Below are 21977 nucleotides of genomic sequence, written 5' to 3'. Positions count from 1 at the left end.
AAAGGGCGCACTTTGATCGCCGCCTGATCGCGGCGCGACTGCTGAACATCCATCTGGCGTGAACCTCTTATACAGGCGGAGACTGCTGGTCTCGCAGAGCAGGACACCGTTGAGCCCCCAGGCGAATAAGGTGGTGACGTGGCCCCACGGGGCCGCATCACCTATCTTGCCCTGCAAAACCGTGTCAATTTCTGTCTTCTCTTGTCGCTTGGTGTCACTGCCTGTCCTTTTCTGACGCCAGTGTTGATGTTAGCATTGGCAAGCTGATGAACGAGGCCGGGAAAGAGGTGATGCATAATGAGCACAATAGCGGAACGGCTTCGGCAGAAGCGCAACGGCAACCCACGGGTCATCTTCAATGTAATGAAGAAGGAAATTGACCAAGCGCTTTCAGAAGGCAATACGGTCAAAGCCATTTACGAGGATCTTTTCAGCCGCAATGTTATGCAATGTACGTATCGGACATTCCTTCGCTATGTGGAAGCAGAGCGAAATCTGAAGAAGAAATTGACGCCAGACAGAGGGGTGTCTACTAAACAGATCACAGCTGTAGATCAGAAAACAATTTCACAAACCCCTGCTGAACAGAGCCAAGCCAGTACAAATGCAGGGGAGATTCGCGATTTTGTATTCACAATTCACAGCAAAGAAGATTTGGTTTGATTTACAAGGAAAAGGCTCGCCGATCGGCTTGACGGCTTGTGTCAAGGTCAGCGCGCTCCTCTCCCGAGATGAGAATGAGGGTGTGCGGCCATCTGGCGGTCATGGTGCTGGTACAGGGATGGCAGACACTCTGGACTGCCATCCGCGCATTGCAGTCCAGCCGCTGCCGGTTGTCCTATTAGGGTTTAGACCTGCTCATCGGAGCTGTCTTGTAATCCAAAACCAACCCAAACGGGACACGGGATTCCGCCGTTCCGACGCCGGCATGAGACGCCCCGCTAGGGTATACCCAAGCGGGACACTTCAGAGTGGCTTACTGACTTCAGCTTTGCATTATAGCGGTTGGTGGCTGTGCTTTTGAGCCTCTGCTCGACACAAAATTATCAATCGCATGATTGCCTTGGGCTGCGGACAACAGTCGGACTGCCAAGATCCTCGATATAGCGGGAGGTAAGGCAGAACCGGCCCGCAGCCCCTTCCAACATGCTGATTAGCCACTCCGGTTCTGAGACAGTGTGGGCAAGACGCCTAAGGCATCATTGAGACAGAGCATCCCGCCCTGAAGTGCCCTTTCGCTGCAGAGGCCCCGGTGGCAAGGCATGCCACGCCGCGATGGTCCGCACCCACCGGACCGCCTCGGCATTGTCCTTCAGGCCAGGAAAGAGCCGGCGCAGTTCGGCGACCGCGACCCATTCCCCGCCTCGCTCGTAAGCCTGCCGGATAGTGGCGGCTTCCTCCTCGGTGACGATGAACACAGCACGACCTCATGCACGTTGACCGGCATGATGCGCCTAGCCTGGCGGGAGCGCCATGCCGATGTCGCCCTCCGTTACTCGGAGCCGGATGAAGGCCGTCCCAGAGGGCAGGAACACGCTCCTCCCCTGAAGACCCAGCAACGCCGCCGCGCAGACACGGGCCATGCCGGCGCCCCGAGCGGATGCCACGACGCGGCGCCCTGGTTCCAGCTGCGACAAGCATGGGCAAGGAGTGGCGGATGCGGCAGGACCAGCGTTCACCCAGCTGCACGACACAGCTGGACGACGTGCCAGTGGTGCGAGCCTGAGGAGAAGACAGAGCATGTTCATGTATGGGATCACCGGGAAGAGCCACGCAAGCGACGCTTACCCGATCCGGGCCTTCAAGGTTGTCGCCAACTCGGCAGCCGAGGCAGAGGCGATCCTGGTGCAGGAGGGCTATGCCGAGGGCCTGGTGCTGTCCGAGGCCAAGGAACTCCTGTCCAGCCCGTGCGGGAAGGTGCCGGGCATCGAACATGAGGGGCCGTGGCCCTGGCCGGGTAAGGCGGCTTGACCGGCTCTGACTGCTTCCCCGCTCAGCCTTTTCAGCCACTAAGTGTCGTTGGCTGGCGGCTCGAAACCCATGAAGTTGAGCCACGCGGCGATCTGCTGGGCTTGGGCATAGGTAAGCCGCCGGTAGATCGGCCGGAACTCCCATGTGCTCCTCTGCGTGGTGTGGGTATCCACCACCAACCAGCTCCGGCCATCGCTATGGATGGCGACGGCATAGCGGTCAGGTGCGCGGGGGCTCATGCGGCACGCCACGGTTTAGGTCGTTGAACCATTGCGCCACGACCTTGGCGCCTGCCTCGGTCAGTCCGCGTTCGACCACCAACAGGCCTCCACCAGCTGCCAGCAGCTTGGCGTCGTAGACGAGCCATCGTCCAGGCTCATTGGGGTCCGCCTTGTATGCGTATCGCTCTTGCATACGTAGAAGCGTTCCGAAGCAATCTTACCGAAACGTGAACGCTGCAGTATGCCCCGACCATCGGCATAGTTGGCGGCGTGGGTAAACCTGCTATGTTCCCTGGATGCATACAGGAATAACCGACTTGCCTGCCCCTGTTGACACTACCATCCGGAACGTCACGATCCGCGGCATGCGCACCAGCATGCGGCTGGAGAACGAATACTGGGATGCCTTGGATGAGGCCTCCGAAAAGCTCGGCACCACCTGGGGCGAACTCCTAAACCGGATCTGCACAGCCGCGCAACAGCACCACCCGGACCTCAGCTACAGCCGTGCTGTCCGAGTGTGGGCGGTGCGGTGGTTTCGGGATCAGGTGGCCGATGCAGAGCGCCGGGCCCGGAGGCGCGCCGCGGCGCAGTGATCGTGCTTGGGGCCGCGTCCCTGTTTCCACATTCCGGCAGCGGTTCGGCAACGCCGAGGTTCTGCGTTGGGTGCGGACCATCGCGGCGTGGCGAGAAGGGGAAGGTGGCGAATGATTGCTGTCAGCCCTGCGCCCGATCCTATTCCTGCTCGGCTGTGTCGGTCCGACCGGGCCCTTCCAGGTCGCCCACCGTCTTGAAAATCTCATACATGCGCTGCCGATCACGCGGATTGCTGATCCGAGTATAGGCTTTCACCAGCTCCAATGTCTCACGCTTGCGCAGCAGGTCCGGTTCGGAATTCTCCTTAGTCGCAATGTCCATCAGCTCCGGCGAGAGCCCCCCACGCTCCCGAAGATCGTTGGGCATTTCCTCAAAAAAGAAACTGATCGGCACGTCGAGCGCTTGGCTGAACTGCCAGAGCTTTGAAGCTGAGACGCGGTTTACGCCTCTTTCGTATTTCTGGATCTGCTGGAAGGTCAGGCCAACTCGCTGCCCAAGCGCAGTCTGGTTCATGCCTATGAGCGTGCGGCGTATCCGAATGCGAGAGCCGACATACACGTCAACGGCATCGGGTCCATCGCCCATGGGGTTTGTAGGTCGCCCTCGTGCCATCGGCTTGCCTGTCGCTCTTGTTGCCCAAAGCAGTGCTGTTCGTAGCACCGGCGTGGAAAGGAATCCACAGCCTGCCGGCCGTTAGAAGAACCCTTTGTTATAAAAGGATTCTGTTATAGCTCTCGGCGACTCGGAGCGACTCGTTGTGTTCTGGCGAGTCGCTGAAGCACCTCAGGGAATGATGTACCGAGTGACTCGGGGAGTGATGTACCGAGCTATTCGGGGAATGATGTACCGGGCTGTTCCACAGCGCCTCCACAGACACCTCGATTGGCGCACCGGGGATTGATGTACCGAGTCCAGCCAGGGATTGATGTACCGAGTCAGGCGGGGCCTGGCAGGCGGGATAGGGTCGCCTGCGTCATGCGCAGGATCTCCTCGCCGTCGGCGTTCTTGTAGATCTCCAGGCGGTACTCGGGAACCTCCTCCTTGCCGACGGCTTTCCGGACCGCCTTGGCGAAGTCGGCGAAGCGCATGGGGCTGCCGGAGCGCTCGTGTAGCCCGCGCAGGCCGATCTTGGCCTCTACCTGGTGCCCGCACATCTTGCGGGCGACGCGGTACAGGAACCGCTCGAAGCCGCCTTCTAGATTGAAATAGGAGCGGTGGATCGACAGCACGCCGCGGGCCTTCACCGAGTTGACGATCCACGGCGGAAGCAGGAAGCGCATGCCGCCGCTGCTCTCGGCGCCGGCGTCGATTTCGGTGAAGCCGACAATGAAAGCGTGACGGTCGAGACGCTTCTTGTTCCGTTGCCAGAGGTTGGTTTCAAGCACGGTGTATTGGAGCCGTGCAATCGCCTCGCGCAACAGGGCGTAGTCCCGGCCGCCAGTGCCGCGCCCGATGGCGGTCAGGATGGCGTGGGGGTGGACCTCAACCGCGGGCGCGTCGGGCAGGACCGTGTTCTGCGACCGCGCCATGAGCTGCGCGACCAGATAGATAATGATGTCCCAGTCCCAGATCGTCGCCATGCCGTAATCGGGATGTGGGACGATTTTGACGTACTCGGTATCACTGATCTCATGGTGGATGGCTGTAGTGCGCTTGCTTTTGCCGAGCGACACCCAAGCCCGTTCCATGCCGTCCTTCTGGTCGCGCATTGCGACATCGGGCAAGGCATCAAACAGGATGTCGAACGTCAACTGCTCGGGCGTGCTTGCCGTCACCGTTGTGACGGGCATAGGCTCCTGATCCATCAAATCCCCATGGTCAGCGTTACGATCAACATGCCATTGTCGGCCGTGTGGCGCCATGGCGGGAGCGTGTTACCAAGCGGGTCACGCCGCTCGCAGCACCAGCTTCCGGATCGTCGTCGCGTGCCAAGAGCCGCCGCGCTTGGTCCGCACGCCTTCCTGGGTGAGCTGCTTGGAGATGGCGTTGTAGCTGGCGCCACCCTTGTGCATGTCGTAGATGCGGGCGATCAGCGCGGCCTCACCGTCGTTCCGCACCAGCTTACCGTCCACCGCGTCAAAGCCCAGCGTCGGCCGGCTGATCACTTCGCCGCGCTCCCTCTTCACCCGCATCGCAGCGGCCGTGCGCTCGCGGATCAGGCCGCGCTCCATCTCGGCGAAGCCGGCGCTCATCACAAAGAACATGCGGCCCATGGCTGAGCGGGTGTTGATCGACTGGCCACCCATGTCGATCAGGTGCAGGCCGATGCCGGCCTTGTCCCAGGCGGAGGATTGCGCCAGGGCGTTGCCGGCGTCGCGGAACACGCGATCGAGCTTGAGGGCCACGACATGATGGACAGTGCCGGCAGCGATCATCCCCAGCACCTCGGCGCCGCCTCTGCGGTCAGCGAAGGGCTTACCGGCGCTGACGCCCTCGTCCGACACGACAGCGATCAGCTCAAGCCCGTGCGCCTCACAGTAGGCGCGGATGCGCGTTTCCTGGTGGGAGAGGGAGAGGCCGCTGTCGGCCTGGTCGTCGGTTGAGACGCGGACATAGCCGACCGCGGTGTTCTTGCCCTTGCCCCTAACCATGCCCGTTCCCTCCCTGAATGGGGCGAGCGTGCCTTGTACGGGGGCTTTGGACAAGGTTGTTTTGGTGACAAGGGAACCCTTGTGCAAAGAGGTGGGCCGAACGGCAAAGGACTGATGTCCGGTTTTAGGTTAATAGACCATATCTCTTTGGATTAATTTCCTCGCGCTGCCAAAGCGCGTTACTTTGCCCTCTGCCATCGGAGTTTGTGCAGCTTCTCCGCCGAGCTCCCGCAACAAGCGGTTTCGATCTCGGTCGAAGCCGCCCGGCTCTGAAGGGGGGTGGCCCGCCGCCTTTGGGTCCCGGCGGGGGAGCGGCGGGCCAGTCGGTCGTCCGCAGCAGGGTGGGTGCGGACAAGCCCAAGCTAGACCATAAGCATGGTCAAGCTGGCGTGATAATCATGGGCCATGGAGGCCCGGCGCCTGGGGGCTGATCCGCTTACCTCCCTCCGGGGTGGGGGACTGCCGGGGGCGGGGAACTGAGAGGGCAGGCCTGTCCGTCAAAGCTGACCATCTACGTTGGACCATCTGCTTCTGCAGAGCAGCAGCAAGGTAGGCGGCTTCGAGCGCTTACCCTCCCCTTAATGGAAACAGGTTTTTAACGGTCCAGCGATAAAGTCACTCTGTGCGCTTGGCCGTAGAAGAAGCTTTATCGCAGATGTATACCTGTAACATGTGTCATGGTGAGTTTGACAAGGCTCCCAGCAATTGCTCAAAGTGCGAGAGGGATGCGGAGTATTTTAATGAAATACTCCTGCTTTTTATGATCACGACAGCTTTCATTCTTTCGATCATGGCATATGCGAACCGCGCCATGTGACGGCGCGCATAGCGCCCTGCATGTCATGCTCACAAAAAGCCCCTGCCCTCCGCTGGCAGGAGGCCGGGGCGCACAAAGACGCCCGCCCCGATGATGGCCGAGGCGGGCGAGGTTGAAGGTCGTGATGGCGCCCACCCTGATAGGCGCCATTGCTACGGTGCGCCCATATGACGGCCAACACACGCGGGGAGAGGCGGTATCAGACCACGGACGCGTGCGCGCGAATGGGGCGATTGATCCAAGCGGGGGCATGCAGGGGAGCGGCTTAGCCTGTGCTGAGGCGGAAAGAGCTGCACAGAGCGCCCGCTTCACTGGAGTATAGATGAAGCGGGCTAGTTTCCCTTCACGTATGCCAGTGCCCCCCGCTCAAAAGGGGCACCAACATCATCATCCGCCCGTCTGGTGGCTGATGCACGTGGGCAGAGTCGGTGCCGAAACACGGATTCGCATGGGCGAATTGAGTGGATTGATTCAAGTGGAGGGTAGAATGCGAACACCCCGCCAGGAGGCTGAGGCCCGGCGGGGTGTCTCGTCATGGCGTGCGCGTCAGGGGGCAGTGACGCAAAGCCATCCTGCCACGCCCCTCGCCAGCTTGCATGGGAGCGAAGGTATGTAGATGCGAAGCGGGGTGGGTAGTCGCGAGATGGCACCCAAAAAGTACTCTTTCGCGAGCGCGCTAACAGTCGAATCCGCATACGCAAAGGGTGAAGCTTTACAAGGCAAGAGTGCGTCGTTATCTGAAACGTCACAATTAGGAAAGCGACAGTGTATGGCGGCACCATCCAAGCCTCATGTTGTCCTCGCAGAAGACGAGGGCCTCTTATCTTCGTTGATGCGTGAAGTCCTTGAAGATGAAGGATATAGGGTAACAGTAGCTGAGAACGGCAAGGAGGCTCTTGAGGCCGACAACGCCGATCCTGCGGACATTTTGCTAACCGATTTACGCATGCCGGTATTGGACGGCAACACGCTGATACAATTGGTTCGCCTGCGCCGCCCTGCCTTACCTATCGTTGTTGTGACCGGCTACGATGTGCGCGTGCCAGAGTGGGAAGAGAACCGGCTGGCCATGTTGCGCAAACCCTTTGATCACGGGGCACTCCTTAGGACGATGCAGGCTCTTTTGGCTACGGACCGGACTTAAAACCGAGGTTGGCCTGCCATTTCGGGACGACAGAACGCAGAAACGGCGCCCTGGGATGGCAGGACGCCGTTCTGTCGAGGGGTACCAATGCAAACTGGCAAGATAAGCGTAGTGAGGCATCAAACGGAGTTCGCAAGCGTGTCACGCACTTGCACTCACCTCAACAGAGGCGCCTTTGGTCAGTGCGGCGGTTCGGTTTGCGTATGCCGCGCGATAAAGCCAGCCTGATCAATAGGGGCGCAGTCTTGTGCTGGGCCACAGGAGATTGATGCGGCTGGGCAAAAGAAACCGCCCAAGCCTGTGAGGGCTGAGCGGCAGGTGGCTTAACCGGAACACTAAGTGAAGCGATCCGAAGCTATCGCATAGGGCAGCACTCAAAAACAATACTTTAGTACCAAACACACTATAATAGACTCACAGCGAAATCAAAAAATACGCAATGGGCAATGCGATTAAGAGCAAGCCGTAAGGTTTTTCGACGCCGCTTGCGCCAAATCTTGAATAATAACCCTCATGCTTGAGCGTGGCGGGCCTCCTCATAGAAACACCTCGTCTTTTCTCTAATCATGAGAGCCCTCATTGGCATCGATGTACGCCACCGTACATAGCGCATCAGCGTAGGCACAGCGTTAAAACGAATTAGGCAATATACGAAATACAAAATACCACTTTGCATGGCGACCGGAACGGCGTGTACGCAAGCGATCTTGGTGCCGCCTGCCTGAGGCGACTCAAGCGAACACCCCCACTCCCGAGCCATGATGGGAGGCCTCCTCCAGGGGGCATGCCGTTGCCCCTCAAAGCCCCCACCGGGGGAGGGGTTCGAGGTAGCGTCGTGCCCGCCAAAAATTCCGGTCGGCTTGGTGCGCGCGAGCGAAGCTGGCCCCGGCGACCGTGTAACGGGATTTGTAGCGCCGCTCCTCCGTTACAAATGAGACCGCCGTAAAGCTCCCTCGGCGAAGGCCTCCGGCCCAGGTTTTGGGGAAGATGGAAGGAAGGCGAGAGAGGTCTACAGCCCCGCCTGGGTTTGTGCCTGATCCGCAGAAATCTAGGATTCATGCGGGTTGTAACGAGTGTAATGTGGGAGGGCCTTTAGGGCTGATAATATAACGGTCGATAATTTCACTTATCGACCGTTATATTATCAGGGCCATTGTCCCGGTATGAGCGCCAGCCCCCCTTCAAAACAGCCTTCCTAAACCGCACCAAGCTTTTGGGCAATTGATCAAACGATCATTTGCTCAATTGATCATTTGATCAAGCGCTCACTGCTTGCGAGAGCCGCGCAGCCGTCGGCCATCCTCCCTAAAATCAATCTCTTCAACGGGGAAACCCGCCTGCTTTAATGCCGAGAGAATGAGATAGCGCTTCGTCACTCGCTGCTGAGCAGCCGCGACAGTCAGCGCCTCGAAGAGCGCATCCGACACCTCGATCTTGATCGGCCGGCGCGCACCTGCTGGCGAGTTGCTCGGGACGGGTGCCGGCGTTAAGGAGGGTATGCCCTGCTGCTTTGCTGTCTCAGCGATCCGCTGCGCGAGCGCGTCGTCATCGTCGTCGTCAAGTGAGAAGGCGATCTTCTTGCTCATGCTGCATCCTCTACCTTGGCGCTGAGCAGGCTCAGCACCTCCTGACGGATCGCCGCCACATTCGCCGCGGCATTGCCTTCCGGCTCGACCAAGCGCGGTGGCGCGCCGTTGAAAGTCATCTCCTTGAATGCGGTCCGATCCATCAGTGGAGTCTGGAGCACCGGAACGTCCGGCGCCTTCGCCGTTAGGCGCTTGCGGGTTTCCTTCGCAGCTCGGCTCTCGATGGTGACCGGCCAGCGAGACAGCAGGAAGCAGGCAGCAATCGTCTTATCGGCGGCCTCTGCAGCCTGCTTCACGTTCTCGACTGTCTGCAGCGCATCGTGGATGTCCATCTCGGAGGCCTGCACCGGGATGATCACTAAGTTCGATCGTGCCAGGCCGAGCAGGGTCAGCTTGGACGAAACGCCCGGCAGATCTACGAACACATAATCGGCTTCAGCGCGTGCCTTCTTGATGCTCGCCAGGATGTTCGCCTCGGTGATGCCGCCTGTTGAGCTGAAGGTGACTCCGCTAAGGCGCTTCGCCATCTTCGCGCCGATGCGGCTGGCATGGCCGTTGGGGTCAGCATCGAGCACGGCAACGCTGCCTTCGGACAGTGCGATGTCGGACGCCAGCGACAGAAGGGCAGTCGACTTGCCCACTCCTCCCTTGACGCTGGCCAGCGTGATAACCGGCATGATTCCCTCGTTGGTCATTCGGGGGGAATGGAGCCTGGATCGGAGCAGATGGTCAAGCGAGCTTATGGCCCTACGATCAAATGACCATTTGGCCTTTTGTAACTTTGATCATTTGCTATGCTGATTATACCACTTAATAGGTAGGCACTACCCCTAATTTTATATAATGGTTGGCTATGCATATATGTCTTTTATCATAAATCCTCGCGCTAAAGGATGATGCTCCATGGATCGCCGCCAAGGTACCACACAGTCAGCTTCGCAATGCTGCTTCTGCAATCGCACCATCATGGCCGGGGAAGCCCATTGGGCTGGCGATCCTAAAGGGCGGCCTTGGCATTACGCCTGTGCCGAACTCGCCAAACTGACATCTCCGCATCGAGGATATGGTTTCCAGGCGGTTCACCGAGACAGCACGGCGGCTTAAGCCTTTGCTAGCGGTGCTGATGATTCCTGTGGCTGAAAATCAGCAACTTTAAGGGGCGCAGCCATGCGTTTGCGCCACGCTGCATTGCAGGGTTTGCGCTTTTGGTATCATGTATACCAGATCATATTCTCTCCAACAGAACGACGCACACACGCTGGAGAGACACCATGGCCTACATCACTTCCTCGCACGTCGGCACCGAGCGCGCCTCCTCGGGCATCGTTCAGGCGATCAGCGAGTTCGTGAGCGCCTGGATGGAAGCTTCGGCCGCTTACGCCGCCTACAGCGCGCTCTCCACCAAGAGCAACGCCCAGCTCGCCGCCCGCGGTCTGCGCCGCCAGGACCTCGCCCGCTCCGCCCTGGACCTGCCGGCTCTGATGCGCGAGTAAGGCGACGCGACAGCTACCCCGCTCCGGCGGGCTCAAAACGGGCCGCGGCACAAGTCGCGGCCCGCTTTCGTTTGCCCGTGTGCAGCCCCTCATCGTGAAGCCGGCGGCCTTCTCAGCTGGTAGATGAGGGTGGTGGGTAAGGCGGAACGGCGCTGCCCGTGCCCTTACATCTTAATGCCGAGAATGGCCTCAGCTTTGCCCAGCGCCGCCTCAGATTCGGCGTGCTTGCCGGCCTTATGGAAGGCTTCGCCGTCAGCGCGGAGCTTTTTCACTTCATCGAGCTTAGCAGGCTCCAGCTTGGGACTGGCAGCAAGGGCCTTGTCAATATTCGCCATGTGCTTTGGGCAGCTGTTAGCGAGCGCCGGTCCGGCGAGAGCAATCGATAGGGCAGCGGCCAGGACGGTGGCAGTGGCGTGTTTGAGCATGGCTTTTCCTCCCGTTTGTAAAGGGTGCGGAGCCGCACCCACCCTATGGACACCGGGACGGCCAACCTTATTCCAGCAGGATGTTCGATTTCCTTTTGCCGAATTGGAACCGAGGAGCGCCGCCCGAGCAAAGGCGTGCCGGCGGAGTCAAAAAGAAGGGCGCCCCAAATGGAGCGCCCAAGGTCTAGCGGGAAAACTGAAATCCGATCGGTGCGTGGTCAGGCGGCGATAGCAACCGGCTCGGCCAACATCAGGTAGCCGTCGCGCTGCTCGATCAGGTCGGCCAGCATGTCGGAGAGGCTGTCGCGGGCAAACGGGTTCGCCGTCTCACCGAGCTTGCTCTGCACGACGGCAATGAAATCTTCCAGAACGCTCAGGTGAAGCTTAGCAGACCGAGCAACTTCACCAGAGAAAGCGAGCGCCTGCATAATCATTTCACTCCAGATTGGGGCCGTGTTCGGTGAGGTCATTAAGCGCTCCGCCAGTTAACGAGGCGTTAAATTGGCCGATCGCGCAGCCATCGCTTAACGCTTACCTCGTTCAGCCATGAAAGCGCTCGATTCATTACTCTAAAGGATAGGTCGCCTGTCTTGGTGTGGCTGCGGGTCACCGGGAGCGACGAAGACCTCCCTCATTGAAGGTCTCCGCCGCTGTCCGGGCACACCGAGCCAAAGGAGAGAAAGGCCGTGTGCTCTCGGCCGTTGCTTGATGACACTGGTGACGATCCGAGTGAGACCAGCCGCACACATCTGCCCTTTGCAGGGCTCCCCTTGCGCGTTGGGGAATGGGGAAGTGGTGGGGTGAGGCGGCGCCGGCAAGCCGTTGGCAGGCTACAGGGCGGCGAAGCAGAGCACGTAGAGGGTGACGATCACCGTCGACAGGGCAGCACCTTCCAGCAAAGAATGCACAAGGCTCATGGGGATCTCCGGAGCTGGCGCCGCCTGAAGCCTACTCGCGAGAGCAGGCTCCGGGGCTTAGCGGGTTGCGATCAGTGAGCTTCGCCCTGCAGGCCGACGATGCCCGTGTCGATCGTCGAGGCCAGCTGGGGGGCAGCGACCACCGGCGTGGCAACCACGACCGACGTGTTGGTGAGGCCGAGCTTGCCGCGGGCGTAGTTCAGGTAGTCCTGCGCCTGGTCCTGGTAGCCCCAAGCGTTCAGCGAGCGGGCGGCGTTCAGCGCCGGGATGGCGGCCTCGCGGGCGTCGCGGCCGGCGACCTGGCTGGCGATCTTTGCCTCGGTCAGGTCCGAGTTGAAGTCGCCGGCAAAGGCGGTGCCCGACAGCAGGGCGACGGTGGACAGGGCGGCGGCGGCGATTGTGGTGCGGATGGTCATTGGGGTTCTCCTTGGGTCTGTGCCCCGGTGGGGCTCTGGTTGGTGGCTGGCTCTCTGTGTGCCTGCCGTGACCCAAGAAGTACGTGTTTACGGTTTTCGGATAAACGCTCTCTTTAGAAAACGATTGTTGCTTTAATCAGGACAATTTTTGATCAGCCATTTTCCCGATTGCGAATGGTGCCCAACCGGAGCAGCAATCCCCAACACCGTGAAGGTTCAAAAATAGAGCGAAGAGCCATGGTCGCTCTTTGAAGGAAAACATCTCCTTTGCCATATCACCGATCCCATTTTCTCAAGAAGGTTCCGCGACATTAGGTGATAATTTCACGATGTCTCTAAGTTGCCACAGAACTTCGATCAAGGTTGGCTCGCCGCGCTCATTTGGTAATAGCCTGTCATATACCGGATAGTGGGTCCCAAAATGAATTCTGACATGAAATAGGACTAATTCCATTCAGGTCTTGCCTTATGGGGAGTTTCCCTGCCCGCACCCGATCAGTATGGTGCGTTGCAAGAGCAAGCGTTCTGAAGCTTTGTTCCTTACCCAATGGTGAGGCGCTTCAAGACCAGAGAGCCACAACCCTGTTAGGTGGAGATGAGTATGCAAGCCGCGAACGTGTTCCTGATCGATAGCAATCGGCTGTTTCGGGAAGGACTGAAGCGGCTCTTGCAGGGGACCGCTTTTACCGTCGTCGGCGAAGCGGGCACTCCGACCGAAAGCGCATCGGTCATAATGACGTCAGGCGTTCAGCCCGGCCTGATTCTGATGGACGCCTCCACCATCACGGAGCAGGAGATCAGCGCACTGCGGGCCCAGGCCCCTGAAGCTCGTATTGTGATGCTGAGTGCCGATCTGAACACAGCGCTCCTTTCCGACGCACTGCGCGCCGGCGTTCAGGGCTATCTGGTCAAGGACATCAGCTCCGAAGCGCTGATGCAATCGCTGCAGCTGGTGCTGCTGGGCGAAAAGGTCTTCCCGACCAACCTGGCAGAGCTGCTCCTATCAGGAATGCGGGGAACCGTCGTGCCGGAGCCAAGCGACCGCAAAGGGTTGTCAGGGCGCGAGAAGCAGATTCTCCGCTGCCTGCTGAACGGCCACTCCAACAAGATGATCGCCAACCATCTCAGCATCACCGAGGCCACCGTCAAGGTTCACCTCAAGAGCCTGCTGCGCAAGATCAACGCCACCAACCGCACTCAGGCCGCCATCTGGGCCATGAACAACGGCATGATGGACGAAAAGGCCGAGTTGGCGGTCGTCTGAGCCTTAAGCGCTGCCTCCAACCGCAGTTGCATCTCGAGACAGCCGGTGCTTTGGTCCACCGACCAAGGCGCCGGCTGCTTTGCATTTGGTTCAGCGGTTCATGAGGCTGCGGGAGCGGCTCAAGGACACCATGCCGCTCTCGTTATCGAACTCCGGCAGATTGGCAATCTGCTCCTTGGTGAACTGAGTTGCGACGATCGCCTCGCGATCACGGGCGTACCGAACGTTGTCCACGTCGAGAGCAACATTCCGGGCGCCGATGCCGAGCAGGCCGCCGCTGCTGACCACAAGGTGCGTCGGGCGATTGCCACTGCGGCCGAACAGCACATCCTCGACCTGCCCAACCTCTTCGCCCTGGAAGTCCAGCACCGGCTTCCCGAGCATCTCTTCCGGGTCAAGCCGGGCCACGGAGACCATCGACCGCTCCGAGAGCGGGCGCGACGCCTCCCCGTTTCCAAGCACATCCTGAACCTGGGCACAGCCGGCAACAGCCTGAAGCGCGGCAGCCGCTATGAGCAAGCGTGTGATCTTACGCATGGCACTTTCCCTCCGAAAGACCGTCATGCAGAGAGAACAGCGGGATCTGTTCGGCCCTCACGCGCCTTGAGAGCAAGAAAGTCAGGCGTCTTCAGTCCCTCCCGGCCGCTTGCATACCTTAAGGGCGGCAATAGGGCCGAGGGCTAGGTTTTCCATAACGCCCGATCGATGATCATCGGCGTTGGGTCGATGCCCAAAACGGTCACGTTCAAGCTGGTTGACCCGGATCGGCGATCCGGACAGCCTCGCCCTCCCGACAACACCGAGGCTCCCTGTGACCGACACGCCTGCCACCGAACATCGCGCCGGCCTCGCCATCGCCCACCGCCTTTACCTCCAGTACCATGCCGAAGGCTCCACCGCCTTCGCCGAGGACCTCGCCCGCGTCACCGCCTTGTACGAGCGCGCCTGCGACGAAATCGACCGGCTACGCGCCCAGGCCCTCCCCTGCTGATCACTGACACCACCCTGCAGGTGTCCTCAATCCCGGCGCGCTGCCCAGACCCACATTTGCCAATTGGCTGTACGCCTATGCCTGCGCCGGGAGGGCGTACCGCTATCGACCGTTCGCTGCAGGCCACAACTCCGGCAGGGGCTCACGTCGATTGGGAGTCCGGAGGACAACAGGCGGTTCTCACGGCCTCAAGCAGGCGTGTCATGGGCACCGGCTTGGCCAGCAGCGTTACGGATGCAGGGTCGATCTCGCCGAGCCGTGCGGCGAGGTTGTCGGTCATGTAGCCACTCAGCACGATGACCGGCAGTGCGGGCCGCCTCTGGCGTATCTCCAGGATAAGTTCGGCACCGCTCATGCGCGGCATCATCATGTCTGTGAGCAGCAGATCCGCCGGATCTGTGGCGTCCAGGGCGAGCGCCTGCTCACCCCCGAGCACCGCGGTCACGCGGTAGCCCTCGCCCTCGAGAATGTCGAGGATCGCCAAGCCGACCAGGGCCTCGTCGTCAACAACGAGTATGTGCAGCGCCGGTTTGTCGCCCACGCTCCCCCACAAGCTTCCGAGCGGCAAAAAAGCAAGTTTCGCCTCCGGACCGCAAGGCGCATTTTTGGCCGGTGACAGACCCTTCCGAATGCCCGAGAAGAAAGCTTATCGGGCATTCGCGCCCGGGACGGGGCGAAGAGGGGGCGATGGGGGATCTGGTACCGGTCAAGGTCGCGGTGGAGGGCACGGTTCTGGAGGTGGTCGGGCCAACGATCCCCGAGGAGGACTTGACGTTCGCCAGCATATGCTTTGCGATGGCGGCGAGCTGAGAGGGGGAGTTTTTTTTGGGTATTCGCAAAGTCGGGCTGAAGACCCTGCGCGCCCCCATCTGTGAAAAGTCGTAAAGCTGGGTTGATGGGGGCCTGCTGCCCCGAGCGATCGAACTCAAGAAATTTGGTTGGTCATTGGCACAGAGCCGTCTCTGCGTTCAGGAAGTCGATCAACTCGCGCTTCCTGAGCGGTACCGCCCTTGGTCGGCAGGTGCCGTAGGCGGACTTCGCCATCCGTTCAGCCTCGCGTTTCGTCGCAGCCCACTCAACATCCCCGTCGATACTGAGCACCTGCCAGACCAAGATGCTACGTCCCTTCGGCGCCATCTCACGCCTCCGCAACTTTTTCAGGTAAGTTCACAACATTAGTAAAATGCTTGCTAGTTCTGTTTGAGGTAAATAACCCATTCTCCATTGAAAATAATTTGTGAATTATAACATCAAACGCCTTTCTGCGGCCGTAGAGCAGCAGAATTAATTTGCCTATACTAATACATTTAGGGTAATTGAACTTCATCTTATGCCATCCAATTCATGATTAAGGCGCACTTCTCTCCGCGCCTCGTACTCTGCCGCTGCGGCTGCATCCAAACGTTCCTGCGCCTTCGCGAGGGCTGCTTTGGCCGCATCCATCCGGCGCTTCGCCTTCTTCCACTCGCGCTCTGCCTTGATAGTGCAGGGGTTCTTCCACATGACGAACTCCATCACTGCAATGTAGACACGATAAGCGCTATCGCTTATATTGTCAATAAGCGATTGCGCTATCGATTACTGGAGAAGGATGACCGTTATGGCCGATTGCGCTATCGGGGTGACGCAGGCTAAAAAAGCCCGGATGCCAAAGCCTCGCCTCTACGATGAAGACCTGTTCGTCCGCGCGCCCAAGGGCACGAAGGAACGCATCGACCGCCTCCGTGGGGATGAGCGGCAGGGCGACTTCATGCGCCGCGTGCTGCTGGATGCGCTCGCCGACATGGAGTCCGGTCGCTGGGTACCGACGACCGAAATCAAGAAGCCAAGTAAGTGACCGACCAGCTGAACCTGCCCGGCCTGCGCGTGGTCGCCGTGACGGGGGCTCCGCACCAGTACACCATCTTCATTCGCAAGGCTGTCGGGGCCGAACTCAAGCGCCGCGAAAAGGCGCGCAAGGCAGGCGAATGACCGAGCTTTTCCAGCTAGACTTCCTTGTTGCGACAGGTCATCGCGAGGAGGATGGTTTGTTCATCAGCGAGGCCAGAAGCCGGTACTGAAGGCTCCCCAACAGTGCTGCCTCTTTTACTCGCCCGAGAAGAATTGCACGGAGCGCTAGTGTTACCGGGACTCCCCTGCCCAGTTACAGCCAACCATTATTGCCGTTCGTCGGCGGTGCTTTCGCTGCACCGAGTACGGGGCGACTCACTACGAAGACCCAAATCACCCGATCAGAGGGCATGCCTGATGAGGATGCCGGTCGCGTCCTCGACCAAAGGCGATCCGGTCGGCGAGAAAGAGGGAAATCTGCGGCTTCTATCACGAACTTCTGCTAGCTTGTGTGATCGGGGCCAGTTGAACAGAGGTTTCGATGGGGCTGCGTGATATTGAGTTCGCTGAGGAGTACCGATCCGGGGAGGATGATGCGCTAAACGCGTTTTTTCTGCCCGCGTTCAAGGTCGCCAAGAGCTACGATCGAGCGGTCGGGTACTTCTCGAGTTCGGCACTGGAGTGCTTCGCCGCGCCATTCGACCGATTTGTGCAGTTTGGGGGAAGCGTCCGCCTCGTGACATCGGTCGAGCTGCGGGAGGCCGATGTCGAGGTGATGCGCGATGCGGCAGTTCGCGAGGCGCTCTGCGAGGAGCGCATACTCGAGGTGATTGAACGCGAGTTCACGGGCAAGGCCGTCAGCTCGGGGGTGCAGAAGCTGGCCGCTCTGTTGGAAATCGGACGCCTGGAGATCAAGATCGTCACGCCGCAGAACGGCATCGGCATTTATCACGAGAAGGTCGGGATCTTCTTCGGAGATGCTGACGACTATGTTGCCTTCTCGGGCTCAACCAACGAGAGCCGTGAGGCGCTGATCCACAATTACGAGTGCATTGACGTCTATCCCTCTTGGGAAGTGCCGTCTCGCGCGCGTCGAAAGAAGGATCACTTCCAGGCGTTGTGGAAAGGGGTGGCGCCGGGCGCCACCACCTACGGCTTCTCGGAGGCGGCGAAGCGGAAGCTGATCCGCGCGATCAAGAGCGCGCCCGTTCGGAGTCGCGGCGACAGCGAGGACGAAGTAGCTGGGTTGTGGCCGCATCAGCGGGACGCCGTCGCAGAGTTCTTCGCGAAGCGGCGCGGGATCCTCGAAATGGCGACGGGCACGGGCAAGACCCGCACCGCATTGTCGATCCTTTCCAGGCTGATTCGATCGAGCGCGATCCGGACGGCGATCATCGCGGCCGATGGGAACGACCTTCTCGACCAGTGGGGCGGCGATCTGGCGGCGGTCGTTTCCGAAAGCTATCCCCGCTTTCGCTTGCTGCGGCACTATGGCCCGCACCACGATCGCGACGAGTATCTCCTCGACCCCGAGAACACGGTGCTGCTTTGCTCGCGGCAAGCGCTACAAGGTGTTCTGAAGCGTCTCGACCAGTCGGCGAAAGCCCATGCCCTCATGGTGCATGACGAGGTGCATCGCTTCGGGAGCGCGTCACACGTCCGCGAGCTCGATGGGCTGGCGGACGCGATCCCCTGGCGTCTTGGGCTGAGTGCCACGCCGGACCGGGAGTACGACCAAGCTGGAAACTCCTTCATCGAGCGCAACGTCGGCGAGATCATCTTCCGCTACCCGCTCGAGCGCGCCATCGCGGACGGGGTGCTGTGCGGCTTCGATTACATAGCCTTGGAGTGGGACCCGAGCGACGAAGACCGGCGCACCGTTCAGGCGCTCATGAGGCGTCGTGCCGCGCGCGCCGGCGCCGGGGAGCCGATGAGCGAGGAGGAGTTCCGACGCGAGGTCGCCCGGGTCTATAAGATCTCCGTTGAGAAGGTGCCGATCTTCGCGGCGTTCGTCGACGGCAACCCCGACGCGCTGGACCGATGCATCGTGTTCCTGGCCGAGAAGGCCTACGGCGATTATGTGCGGGAACACATCCACGCCGTCACACCGCGATTCCACACCTACTTCGACGTCGACAACGCGGCCGTCCTCAAAGAGTTTGCGACCGGCATCATCGATTGCCTAATCACCTGCCACCGCGTCTCCGAGGGCATCGACATTCGCAGCGTGAAGACCGTGGTGTTGCTGTCGGCGGATCGAGCCCGGCTCGAGACCATACAGCGAATCGGGCGCTGCCTGCGTACTGATCCCAAAGATCCCGACAAGCGCGCCCTCGTGGTCGATTTCGTCCGCCGTCGCGCAACCGCGGACGGGGATCCGACGACCGACGAAGACCGGCGGGCTTGGCTTGAGGGGCTCGCGCAGATCAGGAGGAGCACGCGTGACACGGGTGAATGAGAACGTCGTGGCCGCGCTGAAGGCAGCGGCCACCGATGCCGGCCAGCCCAAAGAGGTGGCGCAGCGGCTCGTCTCCTGGCTCGACGCCCTGGCGACCGGCAACGCCGATCTCGCGGACGTCAGCGAGGCGGCCAATCGGATCGGCGACCTCCTCGATCAGGTCAAGCTTCCGGTCACAGACCTGGACCTCGAGGCGCTGCTGGGAGATGAGGCATGACACAGGTCCGCCTCCTCGGCTGGAAAGCTGCCGGGCTTCGCTGCCCGGACCATGAGATTTCGCTAGCTCGGACGGACGGACGTCCGCATCACGTCAGCTTGGTTCAGATGCCGAACGGAACGGGCAAGACGACGACGCTCGAACTCTTGCGGGCTGCGTTCTCTGGCCCAGGCGCCTGGGTTGATCCGGACGCGGTCACTGAGTTCGCGCCGCGCGGATCGGTGGGCGGAAGAGGCGCCTTCGAGGTGCGCCTGCTCGTGGACGATCGCCGGTTCACCATCGAGATGGGGCTCGATTTCGAGAATCGCCGGGCAGAGTTCCGTACGACATGGACCTCGTCCGTGCCGCGCTTCCAGCGCCCTCCGTCCCTTCTGCGAGTGCTCACGCCCGAGTTCGCGCCGTTCTTCGTCTTCGACGGCGAGCTGGCGCACGCGCTGCTCGATCCGAGGAAGACGCGCGCGCGTGAGGCCCTGGAGGTCCAGTTCCAGCTGTCCAGCCTCAACCAGTTCCGGAAGCTGATGGACCGGTATTGGGACGATAAGACCCGCAACTCGACGACCAAGGGTGACAAGGGCCTGACGCAGCGGCGGAACAAGCTGAACGAGCTCTCCCAGCGCCGTGACCGGCTGACGGTAGAAAAGGCTGAGCTGACCAAACGCTTGGCGGTCCAGAAGGCCAAGCGCGACAAGCTCGAGGCTGAATACAAGGCGCACTTTGACCAGGACTCTCAGGCTCAGGAGGAACGCAAGCGCCTCGACGAGGAGCTCAAGAGGGCGAGCGGCAATCTCGGCACGCTCCTCGCCAACGCGCTCACCGACGCGCGCAAGCCCCAGAATCTCTCCCCACGCTTCACCGCGGGCCTTCAGGCCCTCCGAGACAATCTCGACAAGTTGAAACTGCCCGAGAGCGCGGCCAAGGAGTTCTTCGACGAATTGGCGCATGACACGCACTGCGTCTGCGGTGAGGAGATGACCGACGATCGCCGGGGCGCTATCCTCGCGCGGCGCGACTCGTACCTTGGCAAAGAAGACATGGGCGTCCTCAACGCCATCAAGGGCGCGATCAAGGACACCGCCGGCGATCAGCCGTCGAGCTATCGCGAGGCGTTTGACAAGCAGCTGGCCCGGCTGCGGGACGCGGTCCGCGAGCGTGATCTTGTGCAGGGCGAACTTGACGCCCTGGAGAAGCGGCGGCTCGAAGGGGGCGACGCCGAGCTGTCGGCTATGAAGGCTCGGCTGGAGGAGCTCAACGGCGCTCTGGCGAAAGACGCGGCCCGGCTCGCGACCATCGACGCTGATGACGACAGTGGGCACGGCGAGGATACCGAGTCCCTGAAAGCTTTGGCGAAGAAGATCAAACGGGCGGGTGACCTCGTCGCCGAAGCCACGGAGACCCGGGACATCCGCCTCAAGACAACCATCCTCAAGAAGCTGATCACGGGAGCGGTGGCAGAGGCCACGAACCGAATTGCCAAGCAACTGGTCGACGCCACCAACGCCCGGCTCGAGAGCATCTTGACCCGCTCACCCCTCAGGGTCGCCGACGTGCGTGACAGCGTCGTCCTGGACGGGCAGAGCCGGGGCAGCCCGGGCCAGACGCTCGCTCTAGGCTACGCCTTCCTCCTTGGGCTGTTCGACGCCGGTCAGGTGAGTCTGCCGTTTATCGTAGACAGCCCGACCGGGGCACTCGACAAGAACGTGCGGCGCGAGATCGCCGAGCTTCTGCCCAGCATCTCGCAGCAGCTGGTCGCGTTCACGACAAGCTCGGAGTACGAGCAGTTCGTGCCGGTGCTCGACAGAGCGGCGCGCGGCGACGTCCAGTATCTCACTATGTTCCGCCTGAACGACGCCACCCAGCCCCTGCTGGCTGGGGTCGAGCCGGACGCGGTACGGCTCTCGGCGAACGGCGTCCTGATCACGTCGAAGTCGTTTTTCGAGGGCTTCGACAGCGAGGCCTATGGTGAAAAGCCTACCACGAGGGCTGCTTGATGAGTTTCCGCCTGCGCACCGACGCCGAGAAATGGTTCTCCGAGATCGAAGGCGAGCTCGACCTCAAGTTCGACATCTACTACTTCTGCCTGATTGCGGGCTTTGCGGCGGTGAGGAAATCATCATTGACCTCTGCCGACAAGCCTGCATTCGTTGATGACTTTCCGGGCGACTATAAGCTGCAGCAGAACCTGCTGCTGGGCGGGCTCATCGATGCGGAGCTGCGCGACCTTCTAGGCCGGGGCGTCACGGTGAAGGACAAGCCTGTCGTGCAGAAGTCCGTTTCGCGGCTTCTAACGGCGGCGGGCGCCAGCACGCACCTGAGTGGCGGCACCGATGGCGGCGCGGCGCGGATGAACGAGTACGCCAGCGGCGGCTTCGATGTTCTGTTCGAGCGCATGATCGACAAGCCGCGCAAGCTCGAAACCTTCCTGCGCGCCTATGCCAAACTGATCGGGGAGCTGGAGGACGAGCGGGCTGAGGCGGAGGCGGCCCTGGCAGCGGTCTAGACGGGCGAGCCCGCCCGGCCGGAAGCCGGGCGGGCCTATTCCTAGGCGGCGAACTTTAGGCGGGCGCGATGCACCTGGGCCTTGATTGTGCCCACCGGCTGGTGTCGGGCCAGGGCGAGCGCGCGGTGGGTGACCCCCTGCCCATGCAGCAGCAGCAGTTCGGCATCCGCCGCCTTGAGCCGCCCCAGGCGGGCGCCGAGCTCGAGGCGGTCTTCGACCTGCGGCCACGGATTGGCCTCCGCGGGCGTCACGATCAGCAGCATCGCTTCGATGATCCGGCGGCGACGCTCGCGGCGGCGATGGTTTTCGATCGCCGTGGTGTCGGTGCCGTGCCGCGGCTGTCCCGCCGTAATGGCGGCGAGCTCGCGGTCGAGCGCGCCCTCAAGCGCCTCCCGGAGCTTCGGGTCGCGGCAGACGAGGAGCTGCTCCTGAAGGCGCACGTAGGGCGCCCATTCTCTCGCACTCATAAGACCTCTCATCGCTGTGGGGCGCGCTGTGCGCCCGGGGTCAAGCGAGGGCTCGGTTCTCCTCATCGACGGCAC

27 protein-coding genes are annotated in these 21977 nt (G+C 61.0%); 14 read left to right on the top strand and 13 right to left on the bottom strand.

The window, feature by feature from the left end; all coding sequences use genetic code 11:
- Positions 1 to 297 precede the first annotated feature (297 nt).
- Positions 298 to 663, top strand: coding sequence for a TraK family protein (locus JUB11_RS28470; RefSeq protein WP_207462183.1), 366 nt, complete (start codon positions 298 to 300; stop codon positions 661 to 663).
- A 536-nt stretch (positions 664 to 1199) separates the two neighbouring features.
- On the opposite strand, the gene JUB11_RS28465 is transcribed toward JUB11_RS28470, so the two are convergent.
- On the bottom strand, positions 1200 to 1418 hold the full coding sequence (locus JUB11_RS28465) for a hypothetical protein (protein WP_207462182.1): 219 nt from the start codon (positions 1416 to 1418) through the stop codon (positions 1200 to 1202).
- A 322-nt stretch (positions 1419 to 1740) separates the two neighbouring features.
- Between JUB11_RS28465 and JUB11_RS28455 the strand changes: the two genes are divergently transcribed.
- On the top strand, positions 1741 to 1971 hold the full coding sequence (locus tag JUB11_RS28455; protein WP_207462180.1) for a hypothetical protein: 231 nt from the start codon (positions 1741 to 1743) through the stop codon (positions 1969 to 1971).
- A 517-nt stretch (positions 1972 to 2488) separates the two neighbouring features.
- The gene (locus tag JUB11_RS28450; RefSeq protein ID WP_282189195.1) at positions 2489 to 2788 is read left to right on the top strand and encodes a ribbon-helix-helix domain-containing protein; all 300 of its coding nucleotides are present in this window, start codon (positions 2489 to 2491) and stop codon (positions 2786 to 2788) included.
- Between the two features lie 139 nt (positions 2789 to 2927).
- Here the strand turns inward: JUB11_RS28450 and JUB11_RS28445 are convergent, their stop codons facing one another.
- The 3 genes from JUB11_RS28445 to JUB11_RS28435 all read right to left on the bottom strand — a co-directional run bounded on the left by JUB11_RS28445 (position 2928) and on the right by JUB11_RS28435 (position 5380).
- Positions 2928 to 3374 (bottom strand): helix-turn-helix transcriptional regulator, encoded by a 447-nt coding sequence (locus tag JUB11_RS28445; protein WP_207462178.1) that lies wholly within the window; start codon positions 3372 to 3374, stop codon positions 2928 to 2930.
- 350 nt (positions 3375 to 3724) lie between these two features.
- A complete protein-coding gene (locus tag JUB11_RS28440) occupies positions 3725 to 4579 on the bottom strand; it encodes a replication initiator protein A (protein WP_207462177.1) in 855 nt (284 codons plus the stop codon).
- Positions 4580 to 4675: 96 nt separating this feature from the next.
- The gene (locus JUB11_RS28435) at positions 4676 to 5380 is read right to left on the bottom strand and encodes a recombinase family protein (protein ID WP_207462176.1); all 705 of its coding nucleotides are present in this window, start codon (positions 5378 to 5380) and stop codon (positions 4676 to 4678) included.
- A 1460-nt stretch (positions 5381 to 6840) separates the two neighbouring features.
- Between JUB11_RS28435 and JUB11_RS28430 the strand changes: the two genes are divergently transcribed.
- Positions 6841 to 7341, top strand: coding sequence for a response regulator (locus JUB11_RS28430; RefSeq protein WP_207462175.1), 501 nt, complete (start codon positions 6841 to 6843; stop codon positions 7339 to 7341).
- A gap of 1265 nt (positions 7342 to 8606) precedes the next feature.
- On the opposite strand, the gene JUB11_RS28425 is transcribed toward JUB11_RS28430, so the two are convergent.
- Both JUB11_RS28425 and JUB11_RS28420 read right to left on the bottom strand, forming a co-directional pair.
- Complete coding sequence (locus JUB11_RS28425; RefSeq protein ID WP_207462174.1) at positions 8607 to 8927, bottom strand: hypothetical protein; 321 nt, start codon at positions 8925 to 8927, stop codon at positions 8607 to 8609.
- Positions 8924 to 9604, bottom strand: coding sequence for a ParA family protein (locus JUB11_RS28420; protein ID WP_207462173.1), 681 nt, complete (start codon positions 9602 to 9604; stop codon positions 8924 to 8926). The genes JUB11_RS28425 and JUB11_RS28420 overlap by 4 nt, the downstream gene beginning before the upstream one ends.
- Before the next feature lie 594 nt (positions 9605 to 10198).
- On the opposite strand from JUB11_RS28420, the gene JUB11_RS28415 reads away from it, so the two are divergent.
- Positions 10199 to 10420 carry a hypothetical protein gene (locus JUB11_RS28415; protein WP_207462172.1) on the top strand — a complete coding sequence of 74 codons (222 nt, stop codon included), beginning with the start codon at positions 10199 to 10201 and terminating at the stop codon, positions 10418 to 10420.
- A gap of 164 nt (positions 10421 to 10584) precedes the next feature.
- Here the strand turns inward: JUB11_RS28415 and JUB11_RS28410 are convergent, their stop codons facing one another.
- From JUB11_RS28410 to JUB11_RS28400, 3 genes are all read right to left on the bottom strand, one after another.
- On the bottom strand, positions 10585 to 10845 hold the full coding sequence (locus tag JUB11_RS28410; RefSeq protein ID WP_207462171.1) for a hypothetical protein: 261 nt from the start codon (positions 10843 to 10845) through the stop codon (positions 10585 to 10587).
- A gap of 218 nt (positions 10846 to 11063) precedes the next feature.
- On the bottom strand, positions 11064 to 11315 hold the full coding sequence (locus JUB11_RS28405) for a hypothetical protein (RefSeq protein ID WP_247887386.1): 252 nt from the start codon (positions 11313 to 11315) through the stop codon (positions 11064 to 11066).
- Positions 11316 to 11833: 518 nt separating this feature from the next.
- Positions 11834 to 12178 (bottom strand): hypothetical protein, encoded by a 345-nt coding sequence (locus JUB11_RS28400; protein ID WP_207462170.1) that lies wholly within the window; start codon positions 12176 to 12178, stop codon positions 11834 to 11836.
- A 601-nt stretch (positions 12179 to 12779) separates the two neighbouring features.
- Between JUB11_RS28400 and JUB11_RS28395 the strand changes: the two genes are divergently transcribed.
- Positions 12780 to 13442: a response regulator transcription factor gene (locus JUB11_RS28395; RefSeq protein ID WP_207462169.1), complete on the top strand. Its 663-nt coding sequence runs from the start codon at positions 12780 to 12782 to the stop codon at positions 13440 to 13442.
- Positions 13443 to 13532: 90 nt separating this feature from the next.
- Here the strand turns inward: JUB11_RS28395 and JUB11_RS28390 are convergent, their stop codons facing one another.
- Complete coding sequence (locus JUB11_RS28390; protein ID WP_207462168.1) at positions 13533 to 13979, bottom strand: PRC-barrel domain-containing protein; 447 nt, start codon at positions 13977 to 13979, stop codon at positions 13533 to 13535.
- A gap of 274 nt (positions 13980 to 14253) precedes the next feature.
- Here JUB11_RS28390 and JUB11_RS28385 point away from each other — a divergent pair, with 274 nt between their 5' ends.
- A complete protein-coding gene (locus tag JUB11_RS28385; protein WP_207462167.1) occupies positions 14254 to 14433 on the top strand; it encodes a hypothetical protein in 180 nt (59 codons plus the stop codon).
- 142 nt (positions 14434 to 14575) lie between these two features.
- Here JUB11_RS28385 and JUB11_RS28380 read toward each other — a convergent pair whose 3' ends face one another.
- Positions 14576 to 14974, bottom strand: a complete 399-nt coding sequence (locus JUB11_RS28380; protein WP_207462166.1) for a response regulator — start codon at positions 14972 to 14974, stop codon at positions 14576 to 14578.
- Positions 14975 to 15120: 146 nt separating this feature from the next.
- Here JUB11_RS28380 and JUB11_RS33320 point away from each other — a divergent pair, with 146 nt between their 5' ends.
- On the top strand, positions 15121 to 15243 hold the full coding sequence (locus tag JUB11_RS33320) for a hypothetical protein (protein WP_282189194.1): 123 nt from the start codon (positions 15121 to 15123) through the stop codon (positions 15241 to 15243).
- Between the two features lie 513 nt (positions 15244 to 15756).
- Here JUB11_RS33320 and JUB11_RS28375 read toward each other — a convergent pair.
- Positions 15757 to 15936: a hypothetical protein gene (locus JUB11_RS28375; RefSeq protein WP_207462165.1), complete on the bottom strand. Its 180-nt coding sequence runs from the start codon at positions 15934 to 15936 to the stop codon at positions 15757 to 15759.
- Between the two features lie 97 nt (positions 15937 to 16033).
- Between JUB11_RS28375 and JUB11_RS28370 the strand changes: the two genes are divergently transcribed.
- The 6 genes from JUB11_RS28370 (at position 16034) to JUB11_RS28345 (ending at position 21435) form a co-directional block, all read left to right on the top strand.
- Entirely contained in the window at positions 16034 to 16270 is a 237-nt protein-coding gene (locus JUB11_RS28370) for a hypothetical protein (RefSeq protein WP_207462164.1), read from the top strand.
- Positions 16267 to 16404 (top strand): hypothetical protein, encoded by a 138-nt coding sequence (locus JUB11_RS28365; RefSeq protein ID WP_207462163.1) that lies wholly within the window; start codon positions 16267 to 16269, stop codon positions 16402 to 16404. The genes JUB11_RS28370 and JUB11_RS28365 overlap by 4 nt, the downstream gene beginning before the upstream one ends.
- A gap of 400 nt (positions 16405 to 16804) precedes the next feature.
- Complete coding sequence (locus JUB11_RS28360) at positions 16805 to 18721, top strand: DEAD/DEAH box helicase family protein (RefSeq protein WP_207462162.1); 1917 nt, start codon at positions 16805 to 16807, stop codon at positions 18719 to 18721.
- On the top strand, positions 18705 to 18938 hold the full coding sequence (locus JUB11_RS28355; RefSeq protein ID WP_207462161.1) for a CxC ATPase DNA modification system associated small protein: 234 nt from the start codon (positions 18705 to 18707) through the stop codon (positions 18936 to 18938). Before JUB11_RS28360 ends, JUB11_RS28355 begins: the two co-directional genes overlap by 17 nt.
- On the top strand, positions 18935 to 20926 hold the full coding sequence (locus tag JUB11_RS28350; protein WP_207462160.1) for a hypothetical protein: 1992 nt from the start codon (positions 18935 to 18937) through the stop codon (positions 20924 to 20926). The genes JUB11_RS28355 and JUB11_RS28350 overlap by 4 nt, the downstream gene beginning before the upstream one ends.
- Positions 20926 to 21435 carry a hypothetical protein gene (locus JUB11_RS28345; RefSeq protein ID WP_207462159.1) on the top strand — a complete coding sequence of 170 codons (510 nt, stop codon included), beginning with the start codon at positions 20926 to 20928 and terminating at the stop codon, positions 21433 to 21435. The genes JUB11_RS28350 and JUB11_RS28345 overlap by 1 nt, the downstream gene beginning before the upstream one ends.
- Positions 21436 to 21476: 41 nt before the next feature.
- On the opposite strand, the gene JUB11_RS28340 is transcribed toward JUB11_RS28345, so the two are convergent.
- The gene (locus JUB11_RS28340; protein ID WP_207462158.1) at positions 21477 to 21902 is read right to left on the bottom strand and encodes a hypothetical protein; all 426 of its coding nucleotides are present in this window, start codon (positions 21900 to 21902) and stop codon (positions 21477 to 21479) included.
- Positions 21903 to 21977 lie beyond the last annotated feature (75 nt).

This window comes from Azospirillum sp. SYSU D00513, assembly GCF_017356015.1.
Lineage (GTDB): Bacteria > Pseudomonadota > Alphaproteobacteria > Azospirillales > Azospirillaceae > Azospirillum.
Note: the sequence above shows the minus strand (reverse complement) of the source record. Positions and strands in the feature narration are given on the sequence as shown.

Excerpts from the sequence above, each read along its gene's own strand:
- JUB11_RS28400 (WP_207462170.1), bottom strand. The coding sequence starts at position 12,178 with ATGACCATCCGCACCACAATCGCCGCCGCCGCCCTGTCCACCGTCGCC.
- JUB11_RS28450 (WP_282189195.1), top strand. The coding sequence starts at position 2,489 with ATGCATACAGGAATAACCGACTTGCCTGCCCCTGTTGACACTACCATC.
- JUB11_RS28390 (WP_207462168.1), bottom strand. The coding sequence starts at position 13,979 with ATGCGTAAGATCACACGCTTGCTCATAGCGGCTGCCGCGCTTCAGGCT.
- JUB11_RS28370 (WP_207462164.1), top strand. The coding sequence starts at position 16,034 with ATGGCCGATTGCGCTATCGGGGTGACGCAGGCTAAAAAAGCCCGGATG.
- JUB11_RS28410 (WP_207462171.1), bottom strand. The coding sequence starts at position 10,845 with ATGCTCAAACACGCCACTGCCACCGTCCTGGCCGCTGCCCTATCGATT.
- JUB11_RS28345 (WP_207462159.1), top strand. The coding sequence starts at position 20,926 with ATGAGTTTCCGCCTGCGCACCGACGCCGAGAAATGGTTCTCCGAGATC.
- JUB11_RS28360 (WP_207462162.1), top strand. The coding sequence starts at position 16,805 with ATGGGGCTGCGTGATATTGAGTTCGCTGAGGAGTACCGATCCGGGGAG.
- JUB11_RS28440 (WP_207462177.1), bottom strand. The coding sequence starts at position 4,579 with ATGCCCGTCACAACGGTGACGGCAAGCACGCCCGAGCAGTTGACGTTC.
- JUB11_RS28350 (WP_207462160.1), top strand. The coding sequence starts at position 18,935 with ATGACACAGGTCCGCCTCCTCGGCTGGAAAGCTGCCGGGCTTCGCTGC.
- JUB11_RS28445 (WP_207462178.1), bottom strand. The coding sequence starts at position 3,374 with ATGGGCGATGGACCCGATGCCGTTGACGTGTATGTCGGCTCTCGCATT.
- JUB11_RS28415 (WP_207462172.1), top strand. The coding sequence starts at position 10,199 with ATGGCCTACATCACTTCCTCGCACGTCGGCACCGAGCGCGCCTCCTCG.
- JUB11_RS28430 (WP_207462175.1), top strand. The coding sequence starts at position 6,841 with ATGGCACCCAAAAAGTACTCTTTCGCGAGCGCGCTAACAGTCGAATCC.
- JUB11_RS28425 (WP_207462174.1), bottom strand. The coding sequence starts at position 8,927 with ATGAGCAAGAAGATCGCCTTCTCACTTGACGACGACGATGACGACGCG.
- JUB11_RS28395 (WP_207462169.1), top strand. The coding sequence starts at position 12,780 with ATGCAAGCCGCGAACGTGTTCCTGATCGATAGCAATCGGCTGTTTCGG.
- JUB11_RS28340 (WP_207462158.1), bottom strand. The coding sequence starts at position 21,902 with ATGAGTGCGAGAGAATGGGCGCCCTACGTGCGCCTTCAGGAGCAGCTC.
- JUB11_RS28470 (WP_207462183.1), top strand. The coding sequence starts at position 298 with ATGAGCACAATAGCGGAACGGCTTCGGCAGAAGCGCAACGGCAACCCA.
- JUB11_RS28455 (WP_207462180.1), top strand. The coding sequence starts at position 1,741 with ATGTTCATGTATGGGATCACCGGGAAGAGCCACGCAAGCGACGCTTAC.
- JUB11_RS28420 (WP_207462173.1), bottom strand. The coding sequence starts at position 9,604 with ATGCCGGTTATCACGCTGGCCAGCGTCAAGGGAGGAGTGGGCAAGTCG.
- JUB11_RS33320 (WP_282189194.1), top strand. The coding sequence starts at position 15,121 with ATGGGGGATCTGGTACCGGTCAAGGTCGCGGTGGAGGGCACGGTTCTG.
- JUB11_RS28435 (WP_207462176.1), bottom strand. The coding sequence starts at position 5,380 with ATGGTTAGGGGCAAGGGCAAGAACACCGCGGTCGGCTATGTCCGCGTC.
- JUB11_RS28405 (WP_247887386.1), bottom strand. The coding sequence starts at position 11,315 with ATGACCTCACCGAACACGGCCCCAATCTGGAGTGAAATGATTATGCAG.
- JUB11_RS28375 (WP_207462165.1), bottom strand. The coding sequence starts at position 15,936 with ATGTGGAAGAACCCCTGCACTATCAAGGCAGAGCGCGAGTGGAAGAAG.